A 24,943-nucleotide genomic window follows, 5' to 3' on the forward strand; every position below is an offset into this window, starting at 1 on the left:
GGACCGCCTCGGCAGTGTCGAAACGCCCCATGAACCGCACCTGAGCCGCACATGAAGAATCGATGAAGAGCCCTTCCCCACCGCCGTTTCCGGCCCGTCGGGCTGGTCCAATGCCGGCATGAAGATCCTGCTCATCGAAGACGACCTGGACCTGGGCAACGGCGTGCGCATCGCGCTGACCGACCACGGCATGGACATCGTCTGGGCGCGCAACATCGAGGGCGCGCTCCGCCAGCTCCAGGACAAGGCCTGCGACCTGGTCCTGCTGGACCTCGGTCTGCCCGACGGCGACGGGCTGCACCTGCTGTCCCGGCTGCGGCGCGAGCAGGGTTCGCTGCCGGTGCTGATCCTCAGCGCGCGCGATGCGTTGAAGGACCGGCTGCAGGGCCTCGATTCCGGCGCCGACGACTACCTGGTGAAGCCCTTCGAGATCGCCGAACTGGTGTCGCGCATCCGCGCCCTCGCCCGCCGCAGCTACGGCTTCGACGGCGATGCGCTCACCGTGCGCGACCTGCAGCTGCACCTCCCCACGCGTCGCGTCACCGTCTCGGGACGCCCCGTCGAACTCACGGTCAGCGAGTACGACCTGCTGCGCCTGCTGATGATGCGCACCGACCGCATCGTCACGCGCCGCACGCTCGAGGAGCAGGTGCTCCCCGGCGGTCAGAGCAACGCGAGCAACTCGCTCGACGTGCACATGGCCAACCTGCGCCGCAAGATCGGCGACGGGTATGTGCGCACCGTGCGCGGCGTCGGCTACGTCATCGATCTGCAGGAGAGCACATGAGCGCCCCCGCCCTGCCCTCGTGGCGGCGGGCGGCCGCCGCCCTTTTCAAGCCGAGTCTGGTCCGGCGGCTGCTGATCGCGCAGATGCTGCTGCTGACGCTGTTGTGGTCCCTCGGGTTCGCCTACCTCGTGCTCCAGGGCGCCCGCCCGCTGCTCGAAAGCCGCCGGATCTACGAGACCATCAACGGGATCGCCGACGAACTCGTCGCCGATCCCGAGCGCCTGCGTCGCGTCATGGACCGGGCCCATGAGGCGATCGTCGAAGACTTCGAGAAGATCGACGATCCCCAACCCAGCTTCATCGTCGAGCAGCGCGGACGGATCGTGTACCGCAGTCCGAAGGCTCCGACGGTCGTCCCGGCCGGGCCGCTGAACGAGGAGTTCCCGCTCCGCGTCGACGGCGTGGGCTACCTCGCCAAGACGGTGCGCGCGCCTTCCGGCACCCGCACGACGATGTTCGCGCGGGATCACGGCATGAACGTCTTCATCACCATCTACTCCAAGAGCTTCTACCTGCTGCCGCTGCTGATCAGCCTGCCCTTCCTGCTGCTGCCGGCCTGGCTGTCCATCCGGCTGGCGATGCGCCCCTGGACCGGCGTCGCCCGCGAGATGACCGCGCGCGGCCCGCAAGACCTGTCCCCGCTCGCCTATCGCGGCAGGCACCGAGAACTCGCGGGGATGGTCGACGCGATCAACGGCTGGATGCGGCGCGTCCGCGACAGCAGCGAACGGGAACGCAGCTTCGTCGCCGACGCCGCCCACGAGCTGCGCACGCCGCTGGCGGCGATGCTCGTCAATGTGGAGGCGCTGAAGGCGAACGCGCGCGACGAGCGCGAACGCCAGCTGATGGCCGGCGTGATGAGCAGCGGCCATCGCGCGACGCGCATGGTCAACCAGCTGCTGCGTCTGATGCGCAGCGAGGCGCACGGCAGCGACCCGGTCGAGCGCGTCGAACTGGACCGCCTGCTGCAGGACCGGCTGGCGGTGCTGTCGCCGCTGGCCTCGGCGCGATCGGTGGAGCTGGAGCTGACCGCGGCACCGGGGCTGTGCGTCGCGGCGCCGCTCACGTCGCTGGAATCGCTGGTCGACAACCTGGTCGAGAACGCCGTGAAGTACGGCCCCGTGGGCGGCACGGTGCGCGTGATGCTGAAGCGCGCCGGCGGCGAGGCCGTGTTGTACGTGACCGATCAGGGGCCCGGCATCCCGCCGTCGCTGCGCGAGCGCGTGTTCGACCGCTTCTTCCGCGACCCCGCGCAGCGCGAGCCCGGCAGCGGACTGGGGCTGTCGATCGTGAAGGCGGTGCTGGAGCAGCTCGGCGGCCGGATCGAGATGCGTGACGGCCTCGGGAACGGCGACAGCGGCGGGCTCGAAGTCGCGGTGACGCTGCCGCTGGCGCAGGCGCGTGCCGACACGGCGCCTTGATGTGCGCGCCCGGGTGCCGCACCGCTTCCGCTTGTCCTACACGCACTCGCACCCCTCTCCGGCAGAGGCAAGGCCCGACCCTCGGCACCATTCACGGCAACCCATCCGAGTACTGCCATGACCACCAACCCGCCGATCTCCGCCGCCGACATCCTCCTGCGCATCGCTTCCGCGCGCCCCGCCCTGCGCGTTGAAGACGTCGAGCTGCACAGCTCGGCGCGAGGCCTGAGCAATGCCGCGCTGGACGCGCTGGTGGAGCTGGCCGCCCTGACCGAGACGACCGACGAGGCCGCGGCCGAAGCCGGTTACCGCCAGGCCATCGCCAACGATCCGTGCCACATCGAGGCCTTCTCGCAACTGACCTCGCTGCTCAGCCGCCAGGGTCGTCACGACGACGCGCTGGAGCTGATCGACCAGGCCGTCGGCTGGTGCAGCGACATCGCCTCGCTGTACTTCTTCGCCGGCAAGGTCCAGGAGAGCGCCGGTCGCGTCTCCCAGGCCATCGCGGCGTTCGAGCAGGCGCTCGACCTGAACCCGGCGCTGGCCGAAGCGCATTACCGCCTGGGCTCGCTGTGCGAGCAGCTCGGCGAGCCCCGCGCCTCCGCCGCCCACTTCCGCGTCTATCGCCGACTCGTGGACGAGAACCGGTCCAATCAGCGCCTGAGCTGAGCGCTCCGGACGCGACGCCGTCGTGAAACATCGTCGCGGTCGTAGACGCATACGAGGTCGTTTCTCGTGCTGGCGGGAGTCTTTGGCCATCCTCGCCGCGGCGCATTCTAGAGACCTGCATCACGCCGCGGGGCCGGACGCCGTGGCGCTCGCCGGGCGCCGCTGACGAGCCCTCAGTACTTCGCCGGCACGAACATCGACTCCGGCACCGGATGGCGCTGGTAGTCCTCGTGGCGCTCACGATCGGGCAGGCGGATCTCCTGACGCTCGACCTCGTGGTACGGGAACTGGTCCAGCAGATGCTGGATGCAGTTCAGCCGCGCGCGCTTCTTGTCGTCCGCCGCGACCACCCACCACGGCGCTTCCGGGATGTGCGTGCGGTCCAGCATCACTTCCTTGGCGCGGGTGTAGTCCTCCCAGCGGCGGCGCGACTCCAGGTCCATCGGCGACAGCTTCCACTGCTTGAGCGGGTCGTGGATGCGGCCCAGGAAGCGCAGGTGCTGTTCCTCGTCGCTGATGGAGAACCAGTACTTGATCAGCGTGATGCCGGAGCGCACCAGCATGCGCTCGAACTCGGGCACCGAGCGGAAGAACTCCTCGACGTCGTCCTCGCCGCAGAAACCCATCACCCGCTCGACGCCGGCGCGGTTGTACCAGCTGCGGTCGAAGAGCACGATCTCGCCGGCCGCCGGCAGGTGCGGCACGTAGCGCTGGAAGTACCACTGCGTGCGCTCGCGGTCGTTGGGCGCGGGCAGCGCCACCACGCGGCAGACGCGCGGGTTGAGCCGCTGCGTGATGCGCTTGATCGCCCCGCCCTTGCCCGCGGCGTCGCGGCCCTCGAAGAGGATCACCACCTTCTGGCGCGAGTGCTGCACCCAGTCCTGCAGCTTCACCAGCTCGCGCTGCAGGCGGAACAGGTGCTTGAAGTAGGCGATCCGCTCGTTGTGGGCCTCGCCGTCGTCGCTCTCGTCGAGGGCGCGCAGCGCCTCGTCGACGTGGCGGTCCTCGATCTCCAGCTCCAGTTCCTCGTCGTAGCCGTCCTGGAGATCGCGGCGGATGCGTTCGACGAGATCGTCGCGGTCGGAAGCAGAGCTCATGGCGGCAGGGGCGGAATTGCGGAAGCTCCGATCATCCGCCAGCGCGGTGACGACGGCGTGACGGACCGGTCGGCGCCAGCGCCCGCGCGCCGGATCAGGGCTTCCTCGCGGACGAACCGGCGACAGCTCGGTTCAAGATCGCATCGATGCAGGAGACGCCCATGAAGCCGGAAGCCTCACACCACTCGCTGGAGACCCGCCGCCACCAGATGTATCCGCGGCTGAGCGCCGGCGACATGGCGCGCATGCAGCGCTTCGGCACGCCGCAGCGCTTCCAGCCCGGGCAGACGCTGCTCAGCGCGGGCAAGCCGGGGCCGGGGCTCTACCTGGTCCTCGGCGGCACGGTGGATGTGTGCCATCGCGACGGCATGGGCAACACCACGCCGCTGATCCAGCACACGCGCGGCAATTTCTCGGGCGAGCTGGCGGCGATGTCGGGCAAGCCCTCGCTGGTGGACGCGGTCGCGGTCGACGAGGTCGAGACGCTGCTGCTCCCGCCCAGCCAGCTGCGCGCGCTGATCATCGCGGAGGCCGACCTCGGCGAGCGCCTGGTGCGGGCGATGATCCTGCGGCGCGTGGGCCTGATCGAATCGGGGGCGAGCGGCCCGGTGCTGATCGGCCGTCCCAACTCGGCCGCGCTGCTGCGGCTGCAGAGCTTCCTGCACAGCAACGGCGAGCCGTATCGCGTCGTCGACGTCGCGCAGGACGCCGCGGCGGCCACGCTGATCGAGGAATACGGCGCCGCGCCGGGCGACGTGGTCGCGGTCTGCCCGGACGGCGCGGTGCTGGTGAATCCGCCCGAGGCCACGCTGGCGCGCTGCATCGGCATGGTGGATGCGACACCGCGCGAGGAGCTCTTCGACGTCGCGATCGCCGGCGCGGGTCCCGCCGGCCTGGCGACGGCGGTGTATGCGGCGTCCGAGGGGCTGCGCGTGGTCGTGCTCGACCGCCGCGCCTATGGCGGCCAGGCCGGCAACAGCGCGCGGATCGAGAACTACCTCGGCTTCCCGACCGGCATCTCCGGCGGCGCGCTGACCGGCCGGGCCTGCGTGCAGGCCGAGAAGTTCGGTGCCGAGCTGCTGATCCCCACGGAGGTCGAGTCGCTGGACTGTGCCCGTGAAGGTCCGGAAGGCGAGCTCCTCATCGCCTTGACGGACGGACGCAAGCTCCGCGCGCGCACGGCCGTCATCGCCAGCGGCGCGCGCTACCGACGCCTGGCCGTGCCGCGCCTGAGCGACTTCGAAGGCCGCGGCATCTGGTACTGGGCCTCGGCGCTGGAGGCGCCGCTGTGCGTGGACACCGAGGTGGTGCTGGTCGGCGGCGGCAATTCGGCCGGACAGGCGGCGGTGTTCCTGTCCGAGCACGCGTCGCGCGTGCACGTGCTGGTGCGGGGGCCGGGTCTTGCCGACAGCATGTCGCGCTACCTGATCGACCGCATCGAGGCGACCTCCAACATCGAGCTGCGTCCCTACACGGAGATCACCGAGCTCCACGGCGATCCGCTGCGCGGCCTGGACGCGGTCACCTGGCGCTGCGGGCGCACCGGCACCGAGTCGCGCCAGGACACGCGCAACGTCTTCCTGTTCGTGGGCGCGGAGCCCGAGACGGATTGGCTCGCGGGCTGCCCGGTGATGTCCGACGACAAGGGCTTCGTGCTGACCGGCGCGGACGTGCGCCGCGCTCAGCGGCGGGCCGATCCGACGCTGGCCGCCGACCTGGAGTGGCAGATCGAGAGCGGTCCGGCCGCGCTGGAATCCAGCGTCCCCGGCGTGTTCGCAGTGGGCGACGTGCGCTCGGGGTCGGTGAAGCGAGTCGGCGGCGCGATCGGCGAAGGGGCGGCGGTCGTCGCACAGATTCATCAATGTCTGGCGAGAATGCGGCCCCGGAGGTCCCCATGATCCTTGAAGTCGCCCCGCTCCCCGTCCGCGCCGGCCATGAGGCCGCGTTCGAGGCTGCCTTCCTGCAGGCGCAGCGCATCATTTCGGCCATGCCCGGCTACCTGGGGCACGAGCTCCAGCGGTGCGTGGAACGGCCCGGCGAATACCTCCTGCTCGTGCGCTGGCGCACGCTCGAGGACCACGAGATCGGCTTCCGCAAATCGCCGCAGTACCAGGACTGGCGCGCGCTGCTGCACCACTTCTACGACCCGTTCCCGGTGGTGTCGCATTACGAGGCCGTGGCGGGCGCGGCGGGCTGAGCCTCTCCGCGGCATCCGGTCGCCGCTGTTGCCAGTCTTCACCGGTGCAGGCCCGAGGAGTCCGTAAACTCCCGTCCCTGTCCCCACGGCGGCTGCTGCCCTGTCCCGACCGCGTTCCACCGACATCCCCATGCCTCACCTGACCCTCATCGCCGCCCTAGACCGCGCGCGCGGCATCGGCCGCGACAACGAACTGCTGGTCCGCCTGCCCGAGGACATGGCGCGCTTCAAGGCGCTCACGATCGGCCACACCGTCGTCATGGGACGCAAGACCTGGGACTCGATCCCGGCGAAATTCCGGCCGCTGGTGCAGCGCCGCAACCTCGTGCTGTCGCGCCAGCCCGGCTTGGCGCTCGACGGCGCCGAAGTGTTCGCGACGCTGGACGAGGCGCTCGCCGCCTGCGCGCCGGACGAGGCCGTGTTCGTCATGGGCGGCGCCCAGGTCTACGAACTCACCCTGCCCCGCGCCGACGCGCTGGAACTCACCGAGATCGACGCCGCCTTCGACGCCGACGCCTTCTTCCCCGCCGTCGATCCGCAGCGCTTCGCCGAAGTGCGCAGAGAGCGCCACCACAGCCCCGCCGACCGCGGCCACGACTGGCCCTACGACTTCGTCCGGTACGAGCGACGCGGCTGACGACACCATCCCCGGCCGACGCCTTGGCGGACGCACGCGACCGGTCGCGGCGCGCATCGCCCCGGGGCGCCGGCCTTCCCCCTCCTCCCTCGACACCCCTCCGACCTCATGTCCGGCAACCATTTCCACGTCCACGGTCCGCACGACCACGAACTCGAACACGCGGCGCAGCACGAGCCCAAGGGGCTCGCGGGCCAGCTGGCGGTGATCACCGCCATCCTGGCCACGCTGGGTGCGTTCTTCTCGTACATGGGCGGCGCCACGCAGGCCAATGCGGGACTGTTCAAGAACAACGCCGCGATCACCAAGACCGAGGCCGCCAACCGCTGGAACTACTTCCAGGCCAAGAGCAGCAAGCAGAACCTGGCCGAGTTCGCGCTCGACCTGACCCCCAGCGACGAGCAGAAGGCCCGGTACCGCGAGAAGATCGCCCGCTACGAATCGGAGAAGAACGAGATCAAGGTCCAGGCCGAGAAGCTCGAGGCCGAGTCCACCGAGTGGGACCACAAGAGCGACGAGTAACTGCACCTCCACCACCGCTGGGCGCAGGCCACGACGGCGCTGCAGGTTGCCATCGCGCTCGCCGCGATCGCGCTGCTGACCAAGCGCCGCTGGATGGAGTACGCGACGCTGGGCGCCGGCGCGATCGGCGTCGGCCTGGGGATCGCGGCCTGGCTGCACGTCTGACCCGGCCCCTGATCGAGCGCCTGATCGAGCGCCTGATCGGGCGTCGGGCGGCGGATCGCCCGCGAGCGCGCGGCGCGCCTCCCACCGACGGGGAGCCCGCTCAAGTTCCGGAGCCACCGGCCGATAGCGAAGGGATCACCGCCAGCGCCATCAGAGCGCCGCGGGACTGCCGCCAGGGAGGCGCTTCGCAATGACCCTCATCACCTCGACCGGTGCAAGCCTGCTGGACCGCATCGCCGCCAGCCGCACCCCTCGACCTACCGCCCCGCGGGCGTGTCCGCGCAGGCGGCCAGCGCCGCTGCGAAGACGGCGTCGTCCGCCGCGTCCGCGCCCACGCGCGTCACCGTGGATGCGGTCGCCGACGGCGACCTCGTCTACGCGAAGCCCAGGACGCCGGGCTTCGGACCCCAGCGCTTCTGGGCCAACGCGCGCGATGACGGCCTCAGCGAACTCATGGCCCGCAACAGCGGCAAGGACGCGGTGTCGCTGTCCGACCGCTGGCGCGGCCTCGGCGGCGGCTTGCTCAAGCAGCTCGCCGACACCGGCACCGCCTACAAGCAGACGCTCGCCGACCATGTGCCGGGCGCGGAGGCCGCCGGGGCCGTCGAGGGCAGCGACGCCGCCGCGACCGCCGCGGCTGCCGCCGCACTCCAGGAACAGGCGCTCGGCGGCGTCAGCACGAACGCCGCCGAAGTGAACCTCACGATCCGGACGCGTTCCGGGCACACCGTCGAACTGAAGATCGGCGTCAACAACGGCGACCAGGGCGGCACGCGCGGCCTGCAGGTCGAGGTCAAGAGTTCCGGCGCGCTCAGCAGCGCGGAACGCAAGGCGCTCGCCGACCTCGGCGACGGGCTCGACAGCGCGCTCGAAGGCCTCGGAGAAGGCGCGCCCACGCTCGACCTGTCCAAGCTGATGGCCTTCGACCGGGGCGGCGTGCTCAGCGGCCTCGACCTGAAGGTCGAGAACCCGAATGCGCCGGCCGATGTGCCCGGCGCGATGCGGGCGTTCTCGCTGCACCTGGGCACGGACACCAAGTCGGTCTCGATGCGCACGACCAGCGGCGAGATGAATCTGGAAGTCGATGCCACGCCGCCCAAGGGTGCCGCGACCAACGGCCAGCGCTGGACGGCGATCGATCAGCTGCTCAAGCAGATCGACGCCGCCGCGGATCGCGGCCATGCCGACGCCGCGATGACGAAATCCTTCAAGGACGCGTTCCAGCAACTGCAGGCGCCGCCGGTGGACGAGGATCCGTCGAGCGCCGGCAGCGTGGCGAAGGCCGTCGCGAAGAACGATGGCCAGCCGATCGCGATCAACGCCAACGCCGGCGGTGCGGACGAGGCTGCGCCGGTCACGCCGTCGATGAGCGACGGCCTGCGTTCGCAGGTGCAATCGCTGCAGAGCGGCCTGGCGGACTTCAAGGCGTCGTTCAGCGCCGACTCGCAGCGCACCAGCCGCATCGGCAGCATCCAGGAAGCGGGTCACGCCGACTACCGGATCAGCCAGACGACCACGGACCGTCCCAACACGGCGACCGGCGGCCGCTCGATCTCGCAGGCGCAGACCGAGGAGATGGACGCCCACTACGAGAAATCGCGTACCTTCACGCTCGACCGCGCCAAGGGCAACTACGACGCCTACACGGTCAAGGACAGCAAGACCGTGACCACGCTGATCGACACGGCGAAGGACTCGGTGTCGCGCGCCCTGCGCAAGACCGACGAGCACCGGCAGAAGAGCTTCTCGCAGATCGAGAACTTCAGGGCCACCGAACACAACGAGTGGCCGTCGCAGCGCAGCGTCACCGAGCGACTGCGCTGAGGCGCCGACCCCGGAAACAGGAAAGCCCGCGGCTCGCGCCGCGGGGCTTTCTTTCAGGGGAGGTCGATCAGGCCGACTTGCGGCGGCGCGACACGGCCACACCGACCAGCGCCAGACCGGCCAGCGCCAGCGTGGCGGGTTCCGGCACTTGCGCGGCGGAAGCCTGGAAGAAGATCTTCTGGTAGGCCGTGCTGCTGTTCAGACCCTGGATGTCGTTGATGCGATAGCCGCCGACGGAATCCATGGTGTGCAGGCACATGCTCTGCGCGCTGCTGCTGACGTCGCACTCGCCGTTCGACACGCTGTCGCCCAGCGCGGTGAAACCCCACGACCAGTTCGGCGAGTAGTACCAGTTCGCGCCGTTGGCCACATGCGTGGTGCTCGTGTGGCCGGTGTTGATGATCGTGTCGGCGCGCAGGGCGGCAGCCAGCGACAGCAGCGTGTTCGAGCCGGTGGCGCGGCCGGCCATCATCAGATAGTCGCCGGAGCAGGCGCTCAGCACGTTCTGGGCGTTGCTGCCGATGGCCAGGCTCATCGTGCCGACGTAGCACTGGGTCCAGCCGCCGTTCAGGACGCTGTTGATGTCGACATTGGTCTGGGCACCCACCGGCAGGTAGGTCGGGGCCGCCTGGACGGCGCCAGCGAAGGCCAGGGTGGCAAGCAGGGCAGCGATCTTGGTTTTCATGGTCGTGGCGACGGGGAGGTCGGCTGATTGTTGATGCGATGACAAAAGCAACCGCCGTGCCACATCTTTAACCCAATGATTCATATGACAATTTCTCAAACACCCCTAATACTAGGGATGTAAACGTCAATAAATCCGACACACCGGGCACACCGCTTGCCGTGAACTTTTTCACGAGCCGCCAATCCGCCGTTCCGCTTCGCCGGACACCGCGCGACACGTCGGTTGTTCGCCCTTCGGCCCTTTAATACCAAAAATAATATTGATTGACCATCGCCTTGGTCAAAGGGTATAAACGGGCTGGCTATCATGCTCACCCGAGGCATGGCCGGAAATTTTCCGGCCCACGGCCTTCCGCGTATCGACGATCTGCCACCCAGACTCTGTCAACGCTTCGTGCGCCCCGTGCGCGCCCTCTGCACCTCGGCTTCCCGTCGTGCGCCACGACTCAGAAAGGCTCACTTGAGCACCAAAATCTATGTTGGGAATCTGCCCTACTCCGTGACCGACGCCAGCCTCCGAAGCAATTTCGGAGAGTTCGGCAGCGTCAAGTCCGCCAAGGTCATGATCGACCGCGACACCGGCAACTCCAAGGGCTTCGGCTTCGTGGAAATGGCCTCGGCTGAAGTGGCCCAGGCCGCCATCACCGCCCTGAACGGCATGTCGGTGGATGGGCGCTCGATCGTCGTGACCCTGGCCCGTCCCCGCGAAGGCGGCAACGACGCAGGCGGCCGCAGCAGCGGTACTGGCGAATTCCGCTCGACCAAGCGCGCGGACGTCGGCTACGGCAACGGCGGTTTCGGCGGCGGACGCTACTAATCCCGGCAGCCCCCTGAAAAGCCGGCTCGTTCGAGCCGGCTTTTTTCGCCCGGATCCGCCTGCCCCTCAATCGCAGGCCGCGCCGGCTTGCACGCGTCGCAGGCATCCACGCTCCGACCGCGGGTCGGCGTCGGTCCCCCAGTAACTGGGCGGGTAGTTCCAGATCGGCCCGCCCCAGGCCAGCGTGCGCGCCCCGTCCGTGACGTAGATGTAGTGCGTGCGGGCCCGCTGCAGCGCGTCCTGCATCTGGGCGGGTGAGGCTGAATGGATGAGCGCCCAGGTCTTGACCTGGAGCGAGTCGGCGACTTCTCGCGCTTGCGCGTCAAGGGCCCTGCCGCGCCCCTCTTCGGCCGGGCCGTCGAAGCTCACCACATGCTCGCCCGCTCGGGCCGATCGCAGGAAGCAATGGTCGGGTCCGGAGCTGCCCGCATTCCACACCACGACTCCCCGGCGTTGAGCGCGCTCAGATGCGCACGCACACCCTGCCAACGGGCATTCGCGGTCTCACATGCATCGGGTTTGCCGGCAGCGATCATCGGATCGGGTCCCGCCTGATCGAAGAAGAAGCCGTCGACCCCGTCCAGGGCATCCCGGTAGGCCGCGATCTCCAGCGGCACGGCGGCAAAGCGGGCCTGCTGATCCTGCGTCACGCCGCCGTGTCCCATGGCGATGTAACCCAGCACCTTGCCCCCTTGCGACCGGATGGTCCGGATGGCGGTCTTCCAGTTGGCCCGCTGCGTCGCATCGAGCCGCTGCACGCCCTCCACCGGACCGATGACGACCAGGCTCCCCGGCGGCACCCGCCCCTCATAACTGCGGGGCGACTGATCCCACAAGGCCAGCATGCCGAAGTTGGACGGCGCGGCCTCACAGGCCGGGCTGAGCGCGGCGAGTGAGACGAGCGCGGCGGTCACGACCATCGAGGCGGCCCGGGATCTGACCCAGTTCCGCATTGAGGAGATCATCGGTTTCATCATGCGCGCGACCTTCGTGGCGATCGTGAACGACAAGCCCATGTTCGCTCGTTGCGAACACCCTTGCGCTGCGGAGGGATCGTTGCCATGGGCGTCGCGGCCCGCGGGGTGATCGCTGCACGGGCGCGCCCCCGTGTCCCGCGACCCAGCCAGGATCGAAGCGCCCTGGAGACGGGGTGACGCAAGCGCCGGCGCAGGTCGGGGCAGCCAATCGGCCAGAGGCGATCCAGTTGGATACGATGCCGGGTTGCGCAATCGCTGAGAGAAGTCATGAAATTCGCCACCTGCGAATTGAATTAGGGTTTCCACCAATCCCAAGACGTCTTTTTTGAAACGCCGGAGTTGTTTGAAATCAACAACTTAGCAATCACCCCATCCCACCCCTCCCATACCACCTCGCGAGCAAATGGTAGCTAGCGGCGTAGTTTGGTAGCTAGAAATCATTAAACTCGTAGCGCGGAACATCAATCGTTTCTCGGGCTACAGGGGCACTGGATGGGCAAGCAGATTCACCGTCTGGATGACATCCAGATCAGACGCTGGATGGCCAAGGGCGAGGTGGTCGCGTTATCGGACGGCGGGGGTCTGACGTTCACGCTTTCGGCTGCCGGCGCCGCGAGCTGGGTACTGCGCTACAGCGTCGGCGGTCGCCGGCGCGAACTCACCATCGGCAACTACCCCGACGTGTCACTCGCCAACGCGCGGGTACGAGCACGCGCGGAGCGGGCCGCGGTCGACCGCGGTGAAGACCCGGCGATGCGCAAGAAGATCGACAAGATCGAGGCCAAGGGCGCCTGGACCGTCAATCAGCTGATAGCGGACTACAAGGACAAGCGCCTCACGCCAGACGCTCTGGCGCCCGGCACCCTGTACTACCGCGCCTGGGATCTCGACAACGTCTTCAAACCCAAGCTGGGATCATTTCGAGTCGATCAGGTCAGCGCGGCGCACATCGTCTTCGCGATCGAAGATGCAAAACGTAGCTGGACCGTCTCCAAGCGCATGCTGACGTCGGTCAAGCAGCTGTTTGCGCACGCCTGCGGGAAAAAGCTGATCCATTCCAACCCAGCGATCGGCATCGACTTGAAAGCGTTGATGGGGCCACGCCCGCCCATCAAAAAGCGGGTGATGCTGAGCCGACTCGAGTTGGAGACCCTGTTTCGCAATATTGAGGACATCGGCACCGAGAACGCCCTCGCCTTGCGGATCTTGCTGGCGACGTGTGTACGGTCGATCGAATTGGCCAAGGCTCGCTGGGAGCACGTAGACTTGGAAGGCGGCAGCTGGTGGGTGCCCGATGAGGTCGTGAAAACACGCAACGGGTTCCTGGTGCCGATGACTCCCACGGTGGTCGAATGGTTTAAGCGGCTCAAGGACTTGGCCGGTGACTCCGTCTGGGTATTGCCATCCCGGCACCCCCTTCGGCGTAGACGGCTCGGCGACATCCATGTGGGCAACACTACGCTCTGGGCCGCAATACAACGCGCGTTCAAGCGCGGAAATCTTGAGATTCGGCGCTTCACGCCGCACGACACTCGAAGCACTGCCAAGGGACACATGCGCAACCTCGGCGTGTCTCGTGAGATCTCGGAGATCGCACTGAACCATGTCCTCCGAGGCATGGAGGCGATCTACGACGTGCGCGACGAAATACCCGAGCGCCGCGAAGCACTGGAGCGTTGGGCCAACTTCATCGCTAGATGCGAGATGACCGCGCGCAGTGCCATGGTCCCAACTCCCGTAGCCGTGATGACTTAGAGGTTACCAACTCGAGAGCACTCATGGACTGCTTTGCAGCGGAAGCAGACATCGGGGCGACAGGTCGCGTTAGGCTTCTCGACCCCACGCACTGGAGTTTGAATGGCAAAGCTTGTGACTGGCGTCGTGTTCGCACGCATCGAGGACGAAGAGTACGAAGGCATGGCGCACATCTGGGTTCGAGATGCTGAGGACGCGTACTGGTTCTCGCTGTCGCGGGCAGTCGAGGCCGACAACATGCAGTTGATGGTGTCCGACCAACTTACGCACGAGTGTGAAGGCTACGCTGATTAAGTTCGATGGTTTCGGGTTGATCTGGTAGCGAGGCCGGGGCCGCATTGGGATGATGTTGGCATGAAGCAAACGACACTCGCAGTAGCAGCTGATCAGGGTGCGGAATTCGAGCGGTTCCGCAAGCCCACCCGGCGCGACGTGTTCCTGCAAGCGATGGACGCCATCGTCCCGTGGGCCGATCTGTGTGGGGTCATCGAGCCGCACTACCCGAAGGCCGGCAAGGGCCGCCCTCCCATTGGGTTGGAGCGCATGCTGCGCATGTACTTCGTGCAGCACTGGTTCAACCTGGCCGACGAGGCCTGCGAGGAAGCGTTGCTGGACAGCACGGCGCTGCGCCGCTTCGTAGGCATCGACCTCGGGCGCGAGCGCGTCCCTGATGGCACGACTTTGTTGAAGTTCCGCAGACTGCTTGAAGACGACAAGCACAAGCTGGGCGCGGCCCTGTTCGCCAAGGTCGGCGAAGTGCTTCAGAGCAAGGGCATGAAGGTCGGCACAGGCACCATCGTGGACGCGACCATCATCTCCGCGCCGAGTTCGACCAAGAACGACAAAGGCGAGCGTGACAGCGAGATGCATCAGACCCGCAAAGGCAAGCAGTGGTTCTTCGGCATGAAGATGCACATCGGCGTGGACAGCGAGACCGGGCTGGCGCACAGCGCGGTGGTAACGGCGGCCAACATGCACGACAAACACCCGCTGCCGCATTTGCTGCATGGCGCAGAGTTGGAAGTCTTCGGCGACTGCGCCTATGCCAGCCAGCCAGCTCTGATTGCCGCGAAAGCGCCGAAGGCAAAGGATCGAACGAACCAGCTCGTCAACGGCACCGGCGTGGTGGCCGAGATCGAGCGTATCGCTAACCGCATCAGATCCAAGACGCGTTCGCGGGTAGAGCATGTATTCGCGGTCGTCAAACGCCAGTTCGGCTTCAACAAGGTGCGCTACAAGGGCCTCGCCAAGAACGCCACGCGTGCATTCGTGGCACTGGGTTTGGCCAATATCTACTTGGCGCGAAAGCGTCTGATGGGATGAGTCCGCCCGCTTCGGGCGCACACGGCGCTCGGGCTTGAAGAAGCGGCGTTGAAGAGGCAATTCACGGCCGACTTGGCATCAACACCGGCGGCGAGACATGCCGCAGTTCGAGCGAGAAAATCGGGGGCTTGTTCAGCGTAGCCTGAAGTCCTGAGCGCCAGTCTCAAGCCCACCCGCCTTTGCGTGCGCGTGGATAGCTCGGCGGCTCGGTCGCTCGACGGGCACCTGGAGTACACGATTGCGTTCCATCCCGAATCGGACAGCTTCGACGCCATCGCGCGGACTCTGGGCGTTATTTTTCGAGGCAAGGAGGGGCTGGTGTTGGCCCCCACAAACGTAGGTTCCTAGCCAGTCGCAGAAATCGAAACCTTTCGGCCATACTGACCGGCAACCGGACCTTGGGGGACAACGGATGACAACATGGATGGACTGGCGCTCTTGGACCTACATCATCGCGGGTAGCGACATGGCCACCAGCGGGCGGATTGTCGACCTCGATTTTCAGGCCGGAAAGGTTACGTACCTACGCGAAACGGGGCGCCCTTTCGATGCCAATCCGCATCCGCTCGGCAGCCATGAATATGAAGCGTATCTCTATGACACCATTGAAGCTCGCTACGAGCACCTTTGGGTAAATCCGCAGAGGTCGGCCATCCTTAGCCGCGAAGACTACGACTGCTTGGTCGTCCAGCATAAGAAACCTTCATCATTCATCGAACTGGTCGACGTGGACCCTCGTGCCTATTTTGAGGGAGATGTGCTGATTACATCTGCCTCCGGGTGCCCATCGGATCTAGCGCCGTAGCGGATGCCAGAGGCGAGCGCTTAGCAGGCGGATAAGGCGACGCTGTCGAGCAAGCGTGGGCGGAATTGACGCTAGGAAAGTCCCTCGGAGGGGCGTAGTGTTCCGCCTACTCAATGGCCGTTTCCAGCCTCAACCCGGAGTCCGCAGCGCAGCGAAAGCGGACGCTATGCTGGATGTCCACAACTGATATCACTATGTCCGTCCAAGACACCACGAACTACAAGGTGTACGCACTACTGGCTTCGTTCGGCCTGTCCCGGCAGCAACTGCTGGCGGTTGCCAAGGAGGCCGAACTGCACGAGTTGCGGCAGCTTCGAATGCTGCGACTCACGTTCAATCTGTCGCTCCAAGAGGCACAAGCGGAGCTGGCAGCGTATGACGAATGCTCCTCACGCCAACAGCCTTGAATGTTGACGCTTGGCGTTCCAGCGCACTGTCAATGCCCGCTTCCAGCCTGAAGCCGTCCTCGGTCGATCGGCATCAAGCGAGGCGCCAATGCTCCTGCCAAGTCGCCTTAACTGCATCTGCGGCAACAGCGGCACGCGCTGCTCGTTCGTACGCCTCGATTCGATGAATCTCAACCAGCAGCTCGATACCGCGGTCTTCCAGGATCTCGCACGGCCAGCCGTCGCGCATTGCATCCTCAAGCACCAGATCGGGATGCACATCTTCATAGCCGGGCGGCCGGACCAGGAGGATCTGAACAGAGGTTGAACGAGATCGTTGCATGGTGTGTTTCAGGAACTGTCTGGGTACGCCGTAGGCGCGCTCCCATTGAAGACGCCTTGGTCCTATTCTGCCGGGATGCGGACCTCTCCTCACGCGAGACTTGGACCCGCGCCCGACCGGCCGCGGCAGTACCGAACCGCTGGCTCGCGCGGGTATGCATCGATTCGTGCCCCCACTCGCGCTGCCATACTCAACCGGTGCATGAGCTGGAGCAGATCCTCATCCTCTTCTTCGCGGCGGTCCTCCTGGCCGCCGCCGCGAGGAAGCTCGGCGCCCCGTCGCCGGTGTTCCTCGCGCTCGGCGGCGCGGCGCTGGCGCTGGTGCCGGGAGCGCCGGAACTCAGCTTGCCGCCGGACCTGGTGCTCGCCCTGTTCGTGGCGCCCATCCTGGTCGACGCGGGCTACGACGCCTCACTGCGTGATCTGAAGGACAACTGGCTGCCGTTGACGAGCCTGGTCGTCGTCACGGTGGGCCTTACCACCGCGGCGGTCGCCGTGGTCGCCCACACGCTCGTCCCGACGCTGCCCTGGGCGGCGGCCATCGCCCTGGGGGCCATCGTCGCGCCGCCGGATGCCGTGGCGGCCACGGCGGTCCTGCGCCCGCTGCATCCGCCTCAACGCATCCTGGGCGTGCTCGAGGGCGAGAGCCTCCTCAACGATGCCAGCGCGCTGCTGATCTACCGACTGGCGGTCGGCGCCGTCGCCTCGGGGGGCTTCGTCGTCCAGGCGGTGGCGCCCGCATTCATCCTCAGCGTCGTCGGGAGCCTCATCGCCGGGCCAGTGCTCGGCTTTCTGACGCAACGGCTGCTGGAGCGGGTCCAGCACATCCCGACGGCCATCCTCCTGCAGTTCGTTGGCACCGTCGCGGTGTGGCAGCTCTCCGAGCGCTTCGGGCTGTCGGGTGTGCTCACCACGGTGGGCTTCGCCATGACCCTGGCGCGCCTCGCGCCGGCCCGCATCGAGGCGCGCGTGCGCGTGCCCACCAATGCCGTCTGGGCGACGGTGGTGTTCGCGCTCAACCTGCTCGCCTTCATCTTCATCGGGCTGCAACTGCGACCGGTCCTCATCGAGCTTCCCCAGGCGACCCGGGACCAGTACCTGTCGGTGGCCGCGGCCGTGCTGGCGACCGTCATCGCCGTGCGCATCGCGTGGCACATGACCTTCAACCACCTGCTCCAGTTCTTCGGCGGCCGCCACGGCCTGCGCGCCGCGCGGCTGATGCTCAGGCCCACCGTGGGCAGCGGGCTCGTCATTTCCTGGGCCGGCATGAGAGGCGTCGTCACGCTGGCGGCGGCGCTGGCGCTGCCCGCGAAATTCCCCGGCCGTGACCTTATCCTGTTGACCGCCTTCCTCGTCGTCCTGGGGACGCTGCTGATCCAGGGGCTGACACTCAAGCCGCTGCTGCGCGCACTCAAGCTGCGCGACGACGACCCCGTCGGGGACGAGGAGGCCGCCGCGCGACAACGCATGCTGGAGGTCGCGCTGGCGCGCATCCCGGCGGAGACGTCTCCAGCGCTCGACCTCGCTCGCAAGAACCTGAAGATGCACCTGGGACGTCCGCTGCACGACCCGGGAAGCGCCGCCGCTTCGTTCGGTACCGATTACGACGCGGCCTACGAGGGCGCCCTCAGCGCGGCGCGCCAGACCTTGCTGGACATGCGGGACGCCGCGGAGATCGGCGACGACGCCTTCCACGCGCTCGAAAACGAACTGGATTGGCTCGAAGCCTCCGATCCCTTGCGTGCCGCGAATGCGGACGCCGTACCGTAATGACGCCGCCCCCGAGCGCGGGTCCAGGATCTTCCCTACCGGTTGGATTTCGCGACCCTTCCCTACCCGCGTTGCAAGGTCGGCGAGCACGCCTCTCATCCATCGTCTTGTACCGGGCATTCCTTCGCAACGGGCTACTCGCACGGTAATTGCCACAGAAGCGCATGTGCGTTGTGCACAGTCTCGCAAGCGGCGAGCCGCTAGCAGCGAGCAGCGAGCAGCGAGCAACAAGGAGTTTGCGGAGGGCGCATGAAAGTTGACCGAGACCATAGGGAGCAGCGCCGCGAGCAGCGGCGCCCGCTCAGTCAGCGCGCGACGGCGCATGACCGTCAGGACCATCGCGAGGCCGCGTTCACCGAGCGCGAGCGCGAAATGGCCGAGCGAACACGCCGAAGCGCGCGCATGTAGTCGTTGCCACTTCAGCCTTCGAGAAGGCCAAATGCTCCTTCACCGAACGCTTTGCCGGTGCGCCAGTTGCAGGGGCCGACGACCTCTGTAAACCGTTGAGGATCGTCTGGTTCACAGGCTCTCGCTCATCCGAGGGGCCCCACGCTCAGAGAAGCGGCAAGGTCGCAGGCGGCTCCGTCCGTTCGCCTAGCCCCGCATGACAGAGCAGCCATGTGTCATGGGTCGCCTCGCCCACCCGCCGCGCCATAGACCTGGCCAGTCGCATAGCTCGATTCGGAGGATGCCAGCAGCACGTAGACAGCGGCCAGCTCCGCCGGTTGGCCGGCACGTCCCATGGGCGTGTCGGTGCCGAACTTCTGCAGCTTCTCCTGCGTCTGCCCGCCGCAGACCTGCAGCGGTGTCCAGAACGGACCCGGTGCGACCGCGTTGACGCGGATGCCCTGCTTGGCCAGCTGCTTGGCGAGACCCTTGGTGAAGATCAGGATCGCCCCCTTGGTGGTCGCGTAATCGAGCAGGTTCTCGCCGGGATCGTAGGAGTTCACCGAGGCCGTGTTGATGATGGCGCTGCCTTCGCCCAGGTGCGGGATCGCCGCCTTGCACAGCCAGAACGGCGCGTAGATGTTGGTCTTGAAGGTCCAGTCGAACTGCTCGGTGCTGATGTCCAGGATCGATTCGTGGCTCTGCTGGCGGGCCGCGTTGTTCACCAGGATGTCCAGGCCACCGAGTTCGCGCACCGCGTCCGTTACGAGCTTCTGGCAGAACGCTTCGTCGCGCAGGTCGCCGGGCAGCGCGATGCCCTGCCGTCCGGTCTCCCGGATCAGCTCGATCACCTCTTTCGCATCGGGCTCCTCGTCGGGCAGATAGTTGATCGCGACGTCCGCGCCCTCGCGGGCATAGGCGATGGCGGCCGCCCGACCGATCCCGCTGTCGCCGCCGGTGATCAATGCACGACGGCCCGCGAGGCGGCCGTGCCCCACGTAGCTCTTCTCCCCGTGGTCGGGTCGCGGCGTCATGTCGCGCGCGAGGCCCGGCCAGGGCTGCGACTGCTTCGGAAAGGCGATCTTGTCGGAAGAGGACATGTCGGGCTCCTGATTCGAAGTCGGTGTGCGGCATCCGCGTCAGACAGCTGCGGCAACACGCATGCCCAGTCCGCCTTGCGCCTCACGCGGACCGCAGCCGGCTCAGGTGGGTCGAGAAGCCGTCGGGTGCCCGGCCCTCCTGTCTCGCGCTCGTCACCACGCGCACGGTGTTGGTCCAGGCGATGCGGACGCCGAGCGCGTGGAGACGCTCCACCAGCGCCACGTCCTCGCGCGTGCACAGCGTCGGAAATCCACCGGCCTGCTGATAGGCGCTCACGCTCACCCCGAGGTTGGCGCCATGGATGTGCCGGTGGTCCTCGGTGTCGAAGTAGCCGGCCTCGTAGGCGCGGCGCTCCTCGGACGTGAAGCCCGTCCAGTCGTCCACCTCGACCACGCCGCAGACGGCCTCGCTGCGCAGCGCCAGCTGGCGCGAGAACCAGCAGGGCGCCACGACGGAATCCGCGTCCGTGAACGCCAGCCACCGGGCGCCTTGCTCGATCAGGGCCTGCGCGCCCGCCGCGCGGGCGACGCCCACATTGCGGGCATCGACGGCCAGGCATTGCGCGCCGAAGGCGTGGGCGATGTCGCCGGTCCGGTCGCGGCACGCGTCCAGCACCACCAGGATGCGGACTTCCTCGCCTTGCAGGTCCGGATGCGCGGCGGCGACCCGCAAGGCCTGCAAGGCCCTGCCGATCAGGGCCTCTTCGTCATGGGCGGGAACCACCGCGCCGATCATGGCCGCAGGCCCTCGCGACGCGCCACCGAGCGATCGTCCGGACTCCAGACCTCGACGAGGAAGTCCTCCTCCTCGTGTCGCAACAACCGGGTCCAGCCGGGCCGCTGCCGGAACGCGGCGCCCATCAATCGATGCACCTCGTCACCGCTGCGGATATAGTCGCCCTCCGGATGCCGCCAATGGCTGGCGAGCAGCGTGCCGCCGGCGTCCAAGCTCGCTATCGCGCCATCGAGGGTCGGCCGGAGGGCCTCGTCGTCGAGGTAATAGCCGATCTCGCTTAGGACGATCAGGTCGAACCGTCCCTCGGGCCACTGCGAAGGTAGCCGGGCCTGCGACACCTCGACATGCGACAGCCCGGACAGTCGCTGACGCGCATGGGCCACGGCCGTGGCGCTGCCGTCGCTGCAGAGCAGCCGGTCGCAGCGCTGCGCCAATCCGGCGCTCAGTTCCCCATTGGCGCACGCGGGCTCGAAACCTCGCGCGTAGCGCTCCGACGGCAGGCTGGCGAGGATCTGCGCGCGCTTGCGCCGTTCGTACCACCGCGTGCGGTAGCCCCACGGGTCCGCGTCCTTGCTGAACAGATCCTCGAAGTGGTCGGCCAGCGCGTCCTGTCCCGAGGGGCCTCGGGCGTTCATGACGACCGCTCCAACACGAAGAAGAACTCCGCCGAGCGCAGCAGGCGATCCACGGCTTCAGGGAACAGCACGGGCGGACGGTCTCCATCGGGCGTCAGCTGGCTGCGGTGCTCGGACAAGGCAAGCCACTTGTCCTCGAGCGCGCGCCCGGTTAACGGCAACTGACGCAGGCGCTGCCACGGCACGGCAGGGTCTCCCGGTCGCGACCAATGCCAGGTCCACACCGGCATTTCCAGCAGCGTGGCCCCGCAGGCCGCGCTGGCTTCGGCGCAGGCCCGGCCGACGGCTTCATGGTCGGGATGGCCGTCGTGGCGCCAGGTGGAGATGACGACGTCGTGCGGCTGCAACTGGCCGGCCAAGGCGTCGACGAGCCGCTCCTCATGGTGCCGCACCTGACCATCGGGAAGTCCGAGCCCGTGGATCGGGGCGCGCAACCCGAGATGCCGCAATCCTTGCGTGCGCTCCTGCCGGCGGCGCGCGGCGAGCCGCGCCGGCGTCCAGGTCGTCGACCCGGCGTGGCTGGCATCGCCATCCGTCACGCCGATCACGAGGACCGTCGTCATCGATGACATGGCTGACATCGACGGCCAGCGCTGCGTCGTCGCCCGCGAGCGGGCCGCCAGCAGCGACAGCAATCCGCCACAGCCCAGCACTTCATCGTCCGGGTGCGGCGCCACGACGACGACCCGCGAACCATCCGGAACCAGCTCGTCGATCGACGTGGGCGGCACCTGCCACAGCGGCATCCACTGCCGCCAGGCCCATTCAGGCGTCCCGGTGCCCTCGATGCGACGGTGCGACAAGGGCCCCGCCGTCGCCGTCAAATCGGGTTGATGCGTCTGCGGCATCGGCAGCAGATCCGGGAAGCTGAGATCGATGGTCAGAGCGTCCATGTCGTGTCCGCCTGTTGAGAGAGCGCTTTGCCGAGCGCGGCCAGATCCCGGTCGCCATGGCATTGGCGGATGAACACAGGCAAATCCGCTGCCAGCCGGGCAAAACCTTCTTCATGGCACAACGGGCCCGCGCCCATCGCGCGCGTGGCCGCGCGCAGCACCTGCTGGGCGCATTCATCGCTGGAGGCGCGCGTTCGCAGCGCCCAGACGCGCGCGTCGCGGTCGGGATGGCGATCGATCCAGGCGGCGGCCTCGCGCAGCAGCGCCGCATTGGCGCTGAGCAGTCGATCCACCTCGCCGAGTGCCAGCGCCCGATGCCAGCCGGGATCGCCGACGGCGTTCGCGCTGCTGCCGGTGCCCGTGCCGGTGCCGGTGCCGGTGCCGGAAGATGCGAGCGCCGCGGTGCGGGCGTGTGCCATGAGGACGTTCGCGATGGCACACGACGCGCCATGCCAGCAGGCGGCGATGCCGATGCCCCCTTGCCAGAACCCAGACCGGGACAGGTAGAACCCCGCCGGCCCGACCAGGCGAGCCGGGACCGCGTCGAATCGCACCGATGCACTTGCGGAGTCCGCCATGCCGACGGCTTTCCAGCGCGACGCATCGAGGGTCACGCCCGACTGCCGCAGATCGACATCCGCAAGCCAGGGCCCCTCCTCCTGGTCAGCGTGGGACCCGTCGTCCGGCCAGACCGTCAGCAGCGCCCGATCCAACGCGGCGGCACCAGAACACCACGCTTTGACGCCGTCCAGTACGACGGCGTTGCCATCCAATGCGCGAAAGACCACACGCGCCCCCGGAGGCTCCGCCGCCCACATGCCGTACGCAGGGGCCGCGGATGAGGGGCCTCGCGGTGCTGCAACGCCCACTTCGGCGAGGATGGCCATCGCGTCGGTGTGTCCCTCGAAGAGCTTGACGAGCGACAGATCCACAGCGGCCACGGTCGCCAGCGCAGACCAGCGCTCCAGGGTTCGCCCACGTCCTGGCAGCGGCAGCTCGGCCCGCCCCGCGTCGATGAGGGCACGCAGGCGTCGGCTTGGCTCGACATCGCTCATGGTCGTGCGCTCATGGTCGGGCGCTCGCGGAGGGGGTGACCCGCATAGTGGGCAAGATCGCAAGGGTCGCGGTGGAAAGCATGGACCGGTTCCTGAAAAGGGCGCCCCGCCTGGCAAGGCCGCGGCGGGAATCTGAACCGGTCGATAGCAAGCGCGGTGCCTGCGCCAGGTGGACAGATGTCCCCCTAGCGTCGAAGCGCGTTCCGGCGAGGGGTGCTCGGTCAACGCCCGTTCGGGTCGTGGTCCTTCGCGCTCCGCTCGTTTTTGCGCACGCCACGCAGATTCATCGCGAACAGACCGACCTGCAGCACGATCAGGGCGTAGGAATGACTGAAGGCCCCCCAGACGCACCACAGCAGGTTGCTCAGGACAAAGGTCCAGAAGCCCCAGGTTCTTCGCCGCGCGCTCTGTCCGCCCACCAGCCAGGCGGCAATGAGGGTGACGGCCATGGCGGGCCATTGAAGCGCGTCGAGCATGCCGTTCATGTTGTTCATGTCCACGCACGGCAATCGGCCCGCCAACGGCCAAAAGCGACGCAACGGCCCGCACGGCTTGTCGCTTGCCGAGCTTCCGCAAGCAATCACACGGAGCCCACGGCATGTCCGTCACCCCTCGCATTGGCACGGCCGGCTGGAGTATCCCCAGGGACGCGGCCGGCAGCTTCCCCGGCCAGGGGAGCCAACTGAATCGATACGCGCGCGTCCTCGGGTGTACCGAGATCAACACCACCTTCAGCCGCACTCACCGCGAGTCCACTTTCGGCCGCTGGGCCGAAGAGACGCCGAGTGACTTTCGGTTTTCAGCAAAGCTGCCGAAGGCGATGACGCACGAAGCGCGCCTCAAGGTCTCCCGGGCAGATGTCAACGCATTCATCGAGTCGCTCGCGGGGCTGGGCGAGCGGCTCGCTGTGCTGCTCGTCCAATTGCCTCCGTCCCTGGACCTGGAAACGAGGACGGCGCGGACCTTCTTCCGTGCTCTTCGCGCCGCCTTCAACGGCGCGGTGATGTGCGAGCCCAGGCATCCGAGCTGGTTCACCGAGGCTGCGCAGCGGCTGTTGCGCGAGGAGCAAGTCGGACGCGTCGCGGCAGATCCCGCGCGTCCCGTCGGCGCTGACGTGCCGGGCGGGTGGCTTGGCGAGGCGGGAGACGGGCGTGGCGCCACGGTTTACTACCGCTGGCACGGATCACCGCGCATGTATTGGTCCGCTTACGACGACGAGTGGCTCCTCGCGCGAACCTCAGAGATGGCCCGATGGCCGGCTGGCACCGATGTCTGGTGCATCTTCGACAACACGGCGTCCGGAGCGGCTGCGGACGATGCCCTACGGTTGCAGGCCTTGCTGCGACGCACGTTTTAGCTGCTTGGTACCGGCCGCTCAGGCGGTCCGCACGCTGCACTGGCTGCACTGGCTGCACGGCTATTGCCGTTGCTGCCGCCACTGCACTTGGATCAGACCAGACCGAGCTTGGGGGTCGCGCGGAATGACGCGCAGGGCCTGCTCATCGCCTGCACATCGCCAGAGCGACGGCGCGCGCGCCTCACGGGCGAAAGGAGCCCGGGTCCAAGGCATAACGCCATGCGGCCGATCGCTGAAGCGACGTCCGGATATCGTTGGGTTCAGGATCGAGCGTGATGCCGAGCTCTTCGCAGACCAGCACGCACCCGGTGGCGGCAGCGCCGGCGCAGACCTTGCGAATGAACCCGTCAGTCTCATCGGCACGAGCGTCGAGGCGTGCCTGCACCTGCGACGACCCGTCGGGCTCCATGACGACATCCACCCGGTTGCCGTATCTGTCGCCGAAGTAGCGCCACTCCCGCATCATGGTCTGGCTCGGCCCGACGCTCTGCGACAGCAGCCCCATCAAGCGTTCAGTCGATGCCGCAGAGAGTGTTCGCCCGTCTTCAGCATGCTCAAAATCGAGATCGAACTGCCATACAGCCATGTGACTCTCCTAC

General features: G+C 67.5%; 27 protein-coding genes and 1 pseudogene. 16 read left to right on the forward strand and 12 right to left on the reverse strand.

Annotated elements, in window-relative coordinates; genetic code table 11:
• Nucleotides 1-118 precede the first annotated feature (118 nt).
• The 3 genes from ACQ86G_RS23155 to ACQ86G_RS23165 all read left to right on the forward strand — a co-directional run bounded on the left by ACQ86G_RS23155 (nucleotide 119) and on the right by ACQ86G_RS23165 (nucleotide 2,877).
• A complete protein-coding gene (locus ACQ86G_RS23155; protein ID WP_431257508.1) occupies nucleotides 119-787 on the forward strand; it encodes a response regulator in 669 nt (222 codons plus the stop codon).
• Nucleotides 784-2,208 (forward strand): sensor histidine kinase, encoded by a 1,425-nt coding sequence (locus ACQ86G_RS23160; RefSeq protein ID WP_431257509.1) that lies wholly within the window; start codon nucleotides 784-786, stop codon nucleotides 2,206-2,208. The genes ACQ86G_RS23155 and ACQ86G_RS23160 overlap by 4 nt, the downstream gene beginning before the upstream one ends.
• Before the next feature lie 117 nt (nucleotides 2,209-2,325).
• Nucleotides 2,326-2,877 (forward strand): tetratricopeptide repeat protein, encoded by a 552-nt coding sequence (locus ACQ86G_RS23165; RefSeq protein WP_431257510.1) that lies wholly within the window; start codon nucleotides 2,326-2,328, stop codon nucleotides 2,875-2,877.
• A 173-nt stretch (nucleotides 2,878-3,050) separates the two neighbouring features.
• On the opposite strand, the gene ppk2 is transcribed toward ACQ86G_RS23165, so the two are convergent.
• Nucleotides 3,051-3,974: a polyphosphate kinase 2 gene (gene ppk2 / locus ACQ86G_RS23170; RefSeq protein WP_431257511.1), complete on the reverse strand. Its 924-nt coding sequence runs from the start codon at nucleotides 3,972-3,974 to the stop codon at nucleotides 3,051-3,053.
• A 161-nt stretch (nucleotides 3,975-4,135) separates the two neighbouring features.
• On the opposite strand from ppk2, the gene ACQ86G_RS23175 reads away from it, so the two are divergent.
• From ACQ86G_RS23175 to ACQ86G_RS23195, 5 genes and pseudogenes are all read left to right on the forward strand, one after another.
• The gene (locus ACQ86G_RS23175) at nucleotides 4,136-5,872 is read left to right on the forward strand and encodes an FAD-dependent oxidoreductase (protein WP_431257512.1); all 1,737 of its coding nucleotides are present in this window, start codon (nucleotides 4,136-4,138) and stop codon (nucleotides 5,870-5,872) included.
• A complete protein-coding gene (locus ACQ86G_RS23180) occupies nucleotides 5,869-6,171 on the forward strand; it encodes an antibiotic biosynthesis monooxygenase family protein (RefSeq protein WP_431257513.1) in 303 nt (100 codons plus the stop codon). Before ACQ86G_RS23175 ends, ACQ86G_RS23180 begins: the two co-directional genes overlap by 4 nt.
• A 130-nt stretch (nucleotides 6,172-6,301) precedes the next feature.
• The gene (locus ACQ86G_RS23185) at nucleotides 6,302-6,808 is read left to right on the forward strand and encodes a dihydrofolate reductase (protein WP_431257514.1); all 507 of its coding nucleotides are present in this window, start codon (nucleotides 6,302-6,304) and stop codon (nucleotides 6,806-6,808) included.
• A 108-nt stretch (nucleotides 6,809-6,916) separates the two neighbouring features.
• A pseudogene (locus ACQ86G_RS23190) lies at nucleotides 6,917-7,495 on the forward strand (DUF4337 domain-containing protein).
• Nucleotides 7,496-7,768: 273 nt separating this feature from the next.
• Nucleotides 7,769-9,319 carry a hypothetical protein gene (locus ACQ86G_RS23195; RefSeq protein ID WP_431257515.1) on the forward strand — a complete coding sequence of 517 codons (1,551 nt, stop codon included), beginning with the start codon at nucleotides 7,769-7,771 and terminating at the stop codon, nucleotides 9,317-9,319.
• Nucleotides 9,320-9,386: 67 nt separating this feature from the next.
• On the opposite strand, the gene ACQ86G_RS23200 is transcribed toward ACQ86G_RS23195, so the two are convergent.
• On the reverse strand, nucleotides 9,387-10,004 hold the full coding sequence (locus ACQ86G_RS23200; protein ID WP_431257516.1) for a PEP-CTERM sorting domain-containing protein: 618 nt from the start codon (nucleotides 10,002-10,004) through the stop codon (nucleotides 9,387-9,389).
• Between the two features lie 462 nt (nucleotides 10,005-10,466).
• On the opposite strand from ACQ86G_RS23200, the gene ACQ86G_RS23205 reads away from it, so the two are divergent.
• Nucleotides 10,467-10,823, forward strand: a complete 357-nt coding sequence (locus tag ACQ86G_RS23205) for an RNA recognition motif domain-containing protein (protein WP_431257517.1) — start codon at nucleotides 10,467-10,469, stop codon at nucleotides 10,821-10,823.
• A 66-nt stretch (nucleotides 10,824-10,889) separates the two neighbouring features.
• Here ACQ86G_RS23205 and ACQ86G_RS23210 read toward each other — a convergent pair whose 3' ends face one another.
• Complete coding sequence (locus ACQ86G_RS23210) at nucleotides 10,890-11,192, reverse strand: hypothetical protein (RefSeq protein WP_431257518.1); 303 nt, start codon at nucleotides 11,190-11,192, stop codon at nucleotides 10,890-10,892.
• On the reverse strand, nucleotides 11,189-11,839 hold the full coding sequence (locus ACQ86G_RS23215) for a hypothetical protein (protein ID WP_431257519.1): 651 nt from the start codon (nucleotides 11,837-11,839) through the stop codon (nucleotides 11,189-11,191). The genes ACQ86G_RS23210 and ACQ86G_RS23215 overlap by 4 nt, the downstream gene beginning before the upstream one ends.
• A 453-nt stretch (nucleotides 11,840-12,292) precedes the next feature.
• Here ACQ86G_RS23215 and ACQ86G_RS23220 point away from each other — a divergent pair, with 453 nt between their 5' ends.
• The 5 genes from ACQ86G_RS23220 to ACQ86G_RS23240 all read left to right on the forward strand — a co-directional run bounded on the left by ACQ86G_RS23220 (nucleotide 12,293) and on the right by ACQ86G_RS23240 (nucleotide 16,090).
• Nucleotides 12,293-13,555: a tyrosine-type recombinase/integrase gene (locus tag ACQ86G_RS23220; RefSeq protein ID WP_431257520.1), complete on the forward strand. Its 1,263-nt coding sequence runs from the start codon at nucleotides 12,293-12,295 to the stop codon at nucleotides 13,553-13,555.
• 102 nt (nucleotides 13,556-13,657) lie between these two features.
• Nucleotides 13,658-13,849 carry a hypothetical protein gene (locus ACQ86G_RS23225; RefSeq protein WP_431257521.1) on the forward strand — a complete coding sequence of 64 codons (192 nt, stop codon included), beginning with the start codon at nucleotides 13,658-13,660 and terminating at the stop codon, nucleotides 13,847-13,849.
• 60 nt (nucleotides 13,850-13,909) lie between these two features.
• Entirely contained in the window at nucleotides 13,910-14,878 is a 969-nt protein-coding gene (locus ACQ86G_RS23230) for an IS5 family transposase (protein WP_431257522.1), read from the forward strand.
• A 424-nt stretch (nucleotides 14,879-15,302) separates the two neighbouring features.
• Entirely contained in the window at nucleotides 15,303-15,683 is a 381-nt protein-coding gene (locus ACQ86G_RS23235) for a hypothetical protein (protein ID WP_377154561.1), read from the forward strand.
• A gap of 194 nt (nucleotides 15,684-15,877) precedes the next feature.
• A complete protein-coding gene (locus ACQ86G_RS23240) occupies nucleotides 15,878-16,090 on the forward strand; it encodes a hypothetical protein (RefSeq protein ID WP_431257523.1) in 213 nt (70 codons plus the stop codon).
• A gap of 73 nt (nucleotides 16,091-16,163) precedes the next feature.
• Here the strand turns inward: ACQ86G_RS23240 and ACQ86G_RS23245 are convergent, their stop codons facing one another.
• Complete coding sequence (locus tag ACQ86G_RS23245) at nucleotides 16,164-16,412, reverse strand: hypothetical protein (protein WP_431257524.1); 249 nt, start codon at nucleotides 16,410-16,412, stop codon at nucleotides 16,164-16,166.
• Between ACQ86G_RS23245 and ACQ86G_RS23250 the strand changes: the two genes are divergently transcribed.
• The gene (locus tag ACQ86G_RS23250) at nucleotides 16,394-18,181 is read left to right on the forward strand and encodes a cation:proton antiporter (RefSeq protein WP_431257525.1); all 1,788 of its coding nucleotides are present in this window, start codon (nucleotides 16,394-16,396) and stop codon (nucleotides 18,179-18,181) included. The genes ACQ86G_RS23245 and ACQ86G_RS23250 overlap by 19 nt on opposite strands.
• A gap of 623 nt (nucleotides 18,182-18,804) precedes the next feature.
• Here ACQ86G_RS23250 and ACQ86G_RS23255 read toward each other — a convergent pair.
• The 6 genes from ACQ86G_RS23255 to ACQ86G_RS23280 all read right to left on the reverse strand — a co-directional run bounded on the left by ACQ86G_RS23255 (nucleotide 18,805) and on the right by ACQ86G_RS23280 (nucleotide 23,481).
• On the reverse strand, nucleotides 18,805-19,668 hold the full coding sequence (locus ACQ86G_RS23255; protein WP_431257526.1) for an SDR family oxidoreductase: 864 nt from the start codon (nucleotides 19,666-19,668) through the stop codon (nucleotides 18,805-18,807).
• Nucleotides 19,669-19,750: 82 nt separating this feature from the next.
• Nucleotides 19,751-20,404: a glycosyltransferase gene (locus ACQ86G_RS23260; RefSeq protein WP_431257527.1), complete on the reverse strand. Its 654-nt coding sequence runs from the start codon at nucleotides 20,402-20,404 to the stop codon at nucleotides 19,751-19,753.
• Nucleotides 20,401-21,039 carry a class I SAM-dependent DNA methyltransferase gene (locus tag ACQ86G_RS23265; protein WP_431257528.1) on the reverse strand — a complete coding sequence of 213 codons (639 nt, stop codon included), beginning with the start codon at nucleotides 21,037-21,039 and terminating at the stop codon, nucleotides 20,401-20,403. Before ACQ86G_RS23265 ends, ACQ86G_RS23260 begins: the two co-directional genes overlap by 4 nt.
• Nucleotides 21,036-21,932 carry a PIG-L deacetylase family protein gene (locus ACQ86G_RS23270; protein WP_431257529.1) on the reverse strand — a complete coding sequence of 299 codons (897 nt, stop codon included), beginning with the start codon at nucleotides 21,930-21,932 and terminating at the stop codon, nucleotides 21,036-21,038. The genes ACQ86G_RS23265 and ACQ86G_RS23270 overlap by 4 nt, the downstream gene beginning before the upstream one ends.
• Nucleotides 21,920-22,987, reverse strand: coding sequence for an acyl-CoA dehydrogenase (locus ACQ86G_RS23275; protein ID WP_431257530.1), 1,068 nt, complete (start codon nucleotides 22,985-22,987; stop codon nucleotides 21,920-21,922). The genes ACQ86G_RS23270 and ACQ86G_RS23275 overlap by 13 nt, the downstream gene beginning before the upstream one ends.
• Nucleotides 22,988-23,208: 221 nt before the next feature.
• Nucleotides 23,209-23,481 carry a hypothetical protein gene (locus ACQ86G_RS23280; RefSeq protein ID WP_431257531.1) on the reverse strand — a complete coding sequence of 91 codons (273 nt, stop codon included), beginning with the start codon at nucleotides 23,479-23,481 and terminating at the stop codon, nucleotides 23,209-23,211.
• 104 nt (nucleotides 23,482-23,585) lie between these two features.
• Between ACQ86G_RS23280 and ACQ86G_RS23285 the strand changes: the two genes are divergently transcribed.
• Nucleotides 23,586-24,344: a DUF72 domain-containing protein gene (locus tag ACQ86G_RS23285; RefSeq protein ID WP_431257532.1), complete on the forward strand. Its 759-nt coding sequence runs from the start codon at nucleotides 23,586-23,588 to the stop codon at nucleotides 24,342-24,344.
• A 181-nt stretch (nucleotides 24,345-24,525) separates the two neighbouring features.
• Here the strand turns inward: ACQ86G_RS23285 and ACQ86G_RS23290 are convergent, their stop codons facing one another.
• Nucleotides 24,526-24,930 carry a hypothetical protein gene (locus tag ACQ86G_RS23290; RefSeq protein WP_297532553.1) on the reverse strand — a complete coding sequence of 135 codons (405 nt, stop codon included), beginning with the start codon at nucleotides 24,928-24,930 and terminating at the stop codon, nucleotides 24,526-24,528.
• Nucleotides 24,931-24,943: the final 13 nt, after the last annotated feature.

The organism is Roseateles chitinivorans (assembly GCF_050632145.1).
GTDB lineage: Bacteria > Pseudomonadota > Gammaproteobacteria > Burkholderiales > Burkholderiaceae_C > Roseateles > Roseateles chitinivorans_B.

Coding starts and splice junctions, on each gene's coding strand:
- ACQ86G_RS23155 (WP_431257508.1), top strand. CDS start 119: ATGAAGATCCTGCTCATCGAAGACGACCTGGACCTGGGCAACGGCGTG.
- ACQ86G_RS23160 (WP_431257509.1), top strand. CDS start 784: ATGAGCGCCCCCGCCCTGCCCTCGTGGCGGCGGGCGGCCGCCGCCCTT.
- ACQ86G_RS23165 (WP_431257510.1), top strand. CDS start 2,326: ATGACCACCAACCCGCCGATCTCCGCCGCCGACATCCTCCTGCGCATC.
- ppk2 (WP_431257511.1), bottom strand. CDS start 3,974: ATGAGCTCTGCTTCCGACCGCGACGATCTCGTCGAACGCATCCGCCGC.
- ACQ86G_RS23175 (WP_431257512.1), top strand. CDS start 4,136: ATGAAGCCGGAAGCCTCACACCACTCGCTGGAGACCCGCCGCCACCAG.
- ACQ86G_RS23180 (WP_431257513.1), top strand. CDS start 5,869: ATGATCCTTGAAGTCGCCCCGCTCCCCGTCCGCGCCGGCCATGAGGCC.
- ACQ86G_RS23185 (WP_431257514.1), top strand. CDS start 6,302: ATGCCTCACCTGACCCTCATCGCCGCCCTAGACCGCGCGCGCGGCATC.
- ACQ86G_RS23200 (WP_431257516.1), bottom strand. CDS start 10,004: ATGAAAACCAAGATCGCTGCCCTGCTTGCCACCCTGGCCTTCGCTGGC.
- ACQ86G_RS23215 (WP_431257519.1), bottom strand. CDS start 11,839: ATGGGCTTGTCGTTCACGATCGCCACGAAGGTCGCGCGCATGATGAAA.
- ACQ86G_RS23220 (WP_431257520.1), top strand. CDS start 12,293: ATGGGCAAGCAGATTCACCGTCTGGATGACATCCAGATCAGACGCTGG.
- ACQ86G_RS23225 (WP_431257521.1), top strand. CDS start 13,658: ATGGCAAAGCTTGTGACTGGCGTCGTGTTCGCACGCATCGAGGACGAA.
- ACQ86G_RS23230 (WP_431257522.1), top strand. CDS start 13,910: ATGAAGCAAACGACACTCGCAGTAGCAGCTGATCAGGGTGCGGAATTC.
- ACQ86G_RS23235 (WP_377154561.1), top strand. CDS start 15,303: ATGGACTGGCGCTCTTGGACCTACATCATCGCGGGTAGCGACATGGCC.
- ACQ86G_RS23240 (WP_431257523.1), top strand. CDS start 15,878: ATGTCCGTCCAAGACACCACGAACTACAAGGTGTACGCACTACTGGCT.
- ACQ86G_RS23245 (WP_431257524.1), bottom strand. CDS start 16,412: ATGCAACGATCTCGTTCAACCTCTGTTCAGATCCTCCTGGTCCGGCCG.
- ACQ86G_RS23255 (WP_431257526.1), bottom strand. CDS start 19,668: ATGTCCTCTTCCGACAAGATCGCCTTTCCGAAGCAGTCGCAGCCCTGG.
- ACQ86G_RS23260 (WP_431257527.1), bottom strand. CDS start 20,404: ATGATCGGCGCGGTGGTTCCCGCCCATGACGAAGAGGCCCTGATCGGC.
- ACQ86G_RS23265 (WP_431257528.1), bottom strand. CDS start 21,039: ATGAACGCCCGAGGCCCCTCGGGACAGGACGCGCTGGCCGACCACTTC.
- ACQ86G_RS23270 (WP_431257529.1), bottom strand. CDS start 21,932: ATGGACGCTCTGACCATCGATCTCAGCTTCCCGGATCTGCTGCCGATG.
- ACQ86G_RS23275 (WP_431257530.1), bottom strand. CDS start 22,987: ATGAGCGATGTCGAGCCAAGCCGACGCCTGCGTGCCCTCATCGACGCG.
- ACQ86G_RS23280 (WP_431257531.1), bottom strand. CDS start 23,481: ATGAACAACATGAACGGCATGCTCGACGCGCTTCAATGGCCCGCCATG.
- ACQ86G_RS23285 (WP_431257532.1), top strand. CDS start 23,586: ATGTCCGTCACCCCTCGCATTGGCACGGCCGGCTGGAGTATCCCCAGG.
- ACQ86G_RS23290 (WP_297532553.1), bottom strand. CDS start 24,930: ATGGCTGTATGGCAGTTCGATCTCGATTTTGAGCATGCTGAAGACGGG.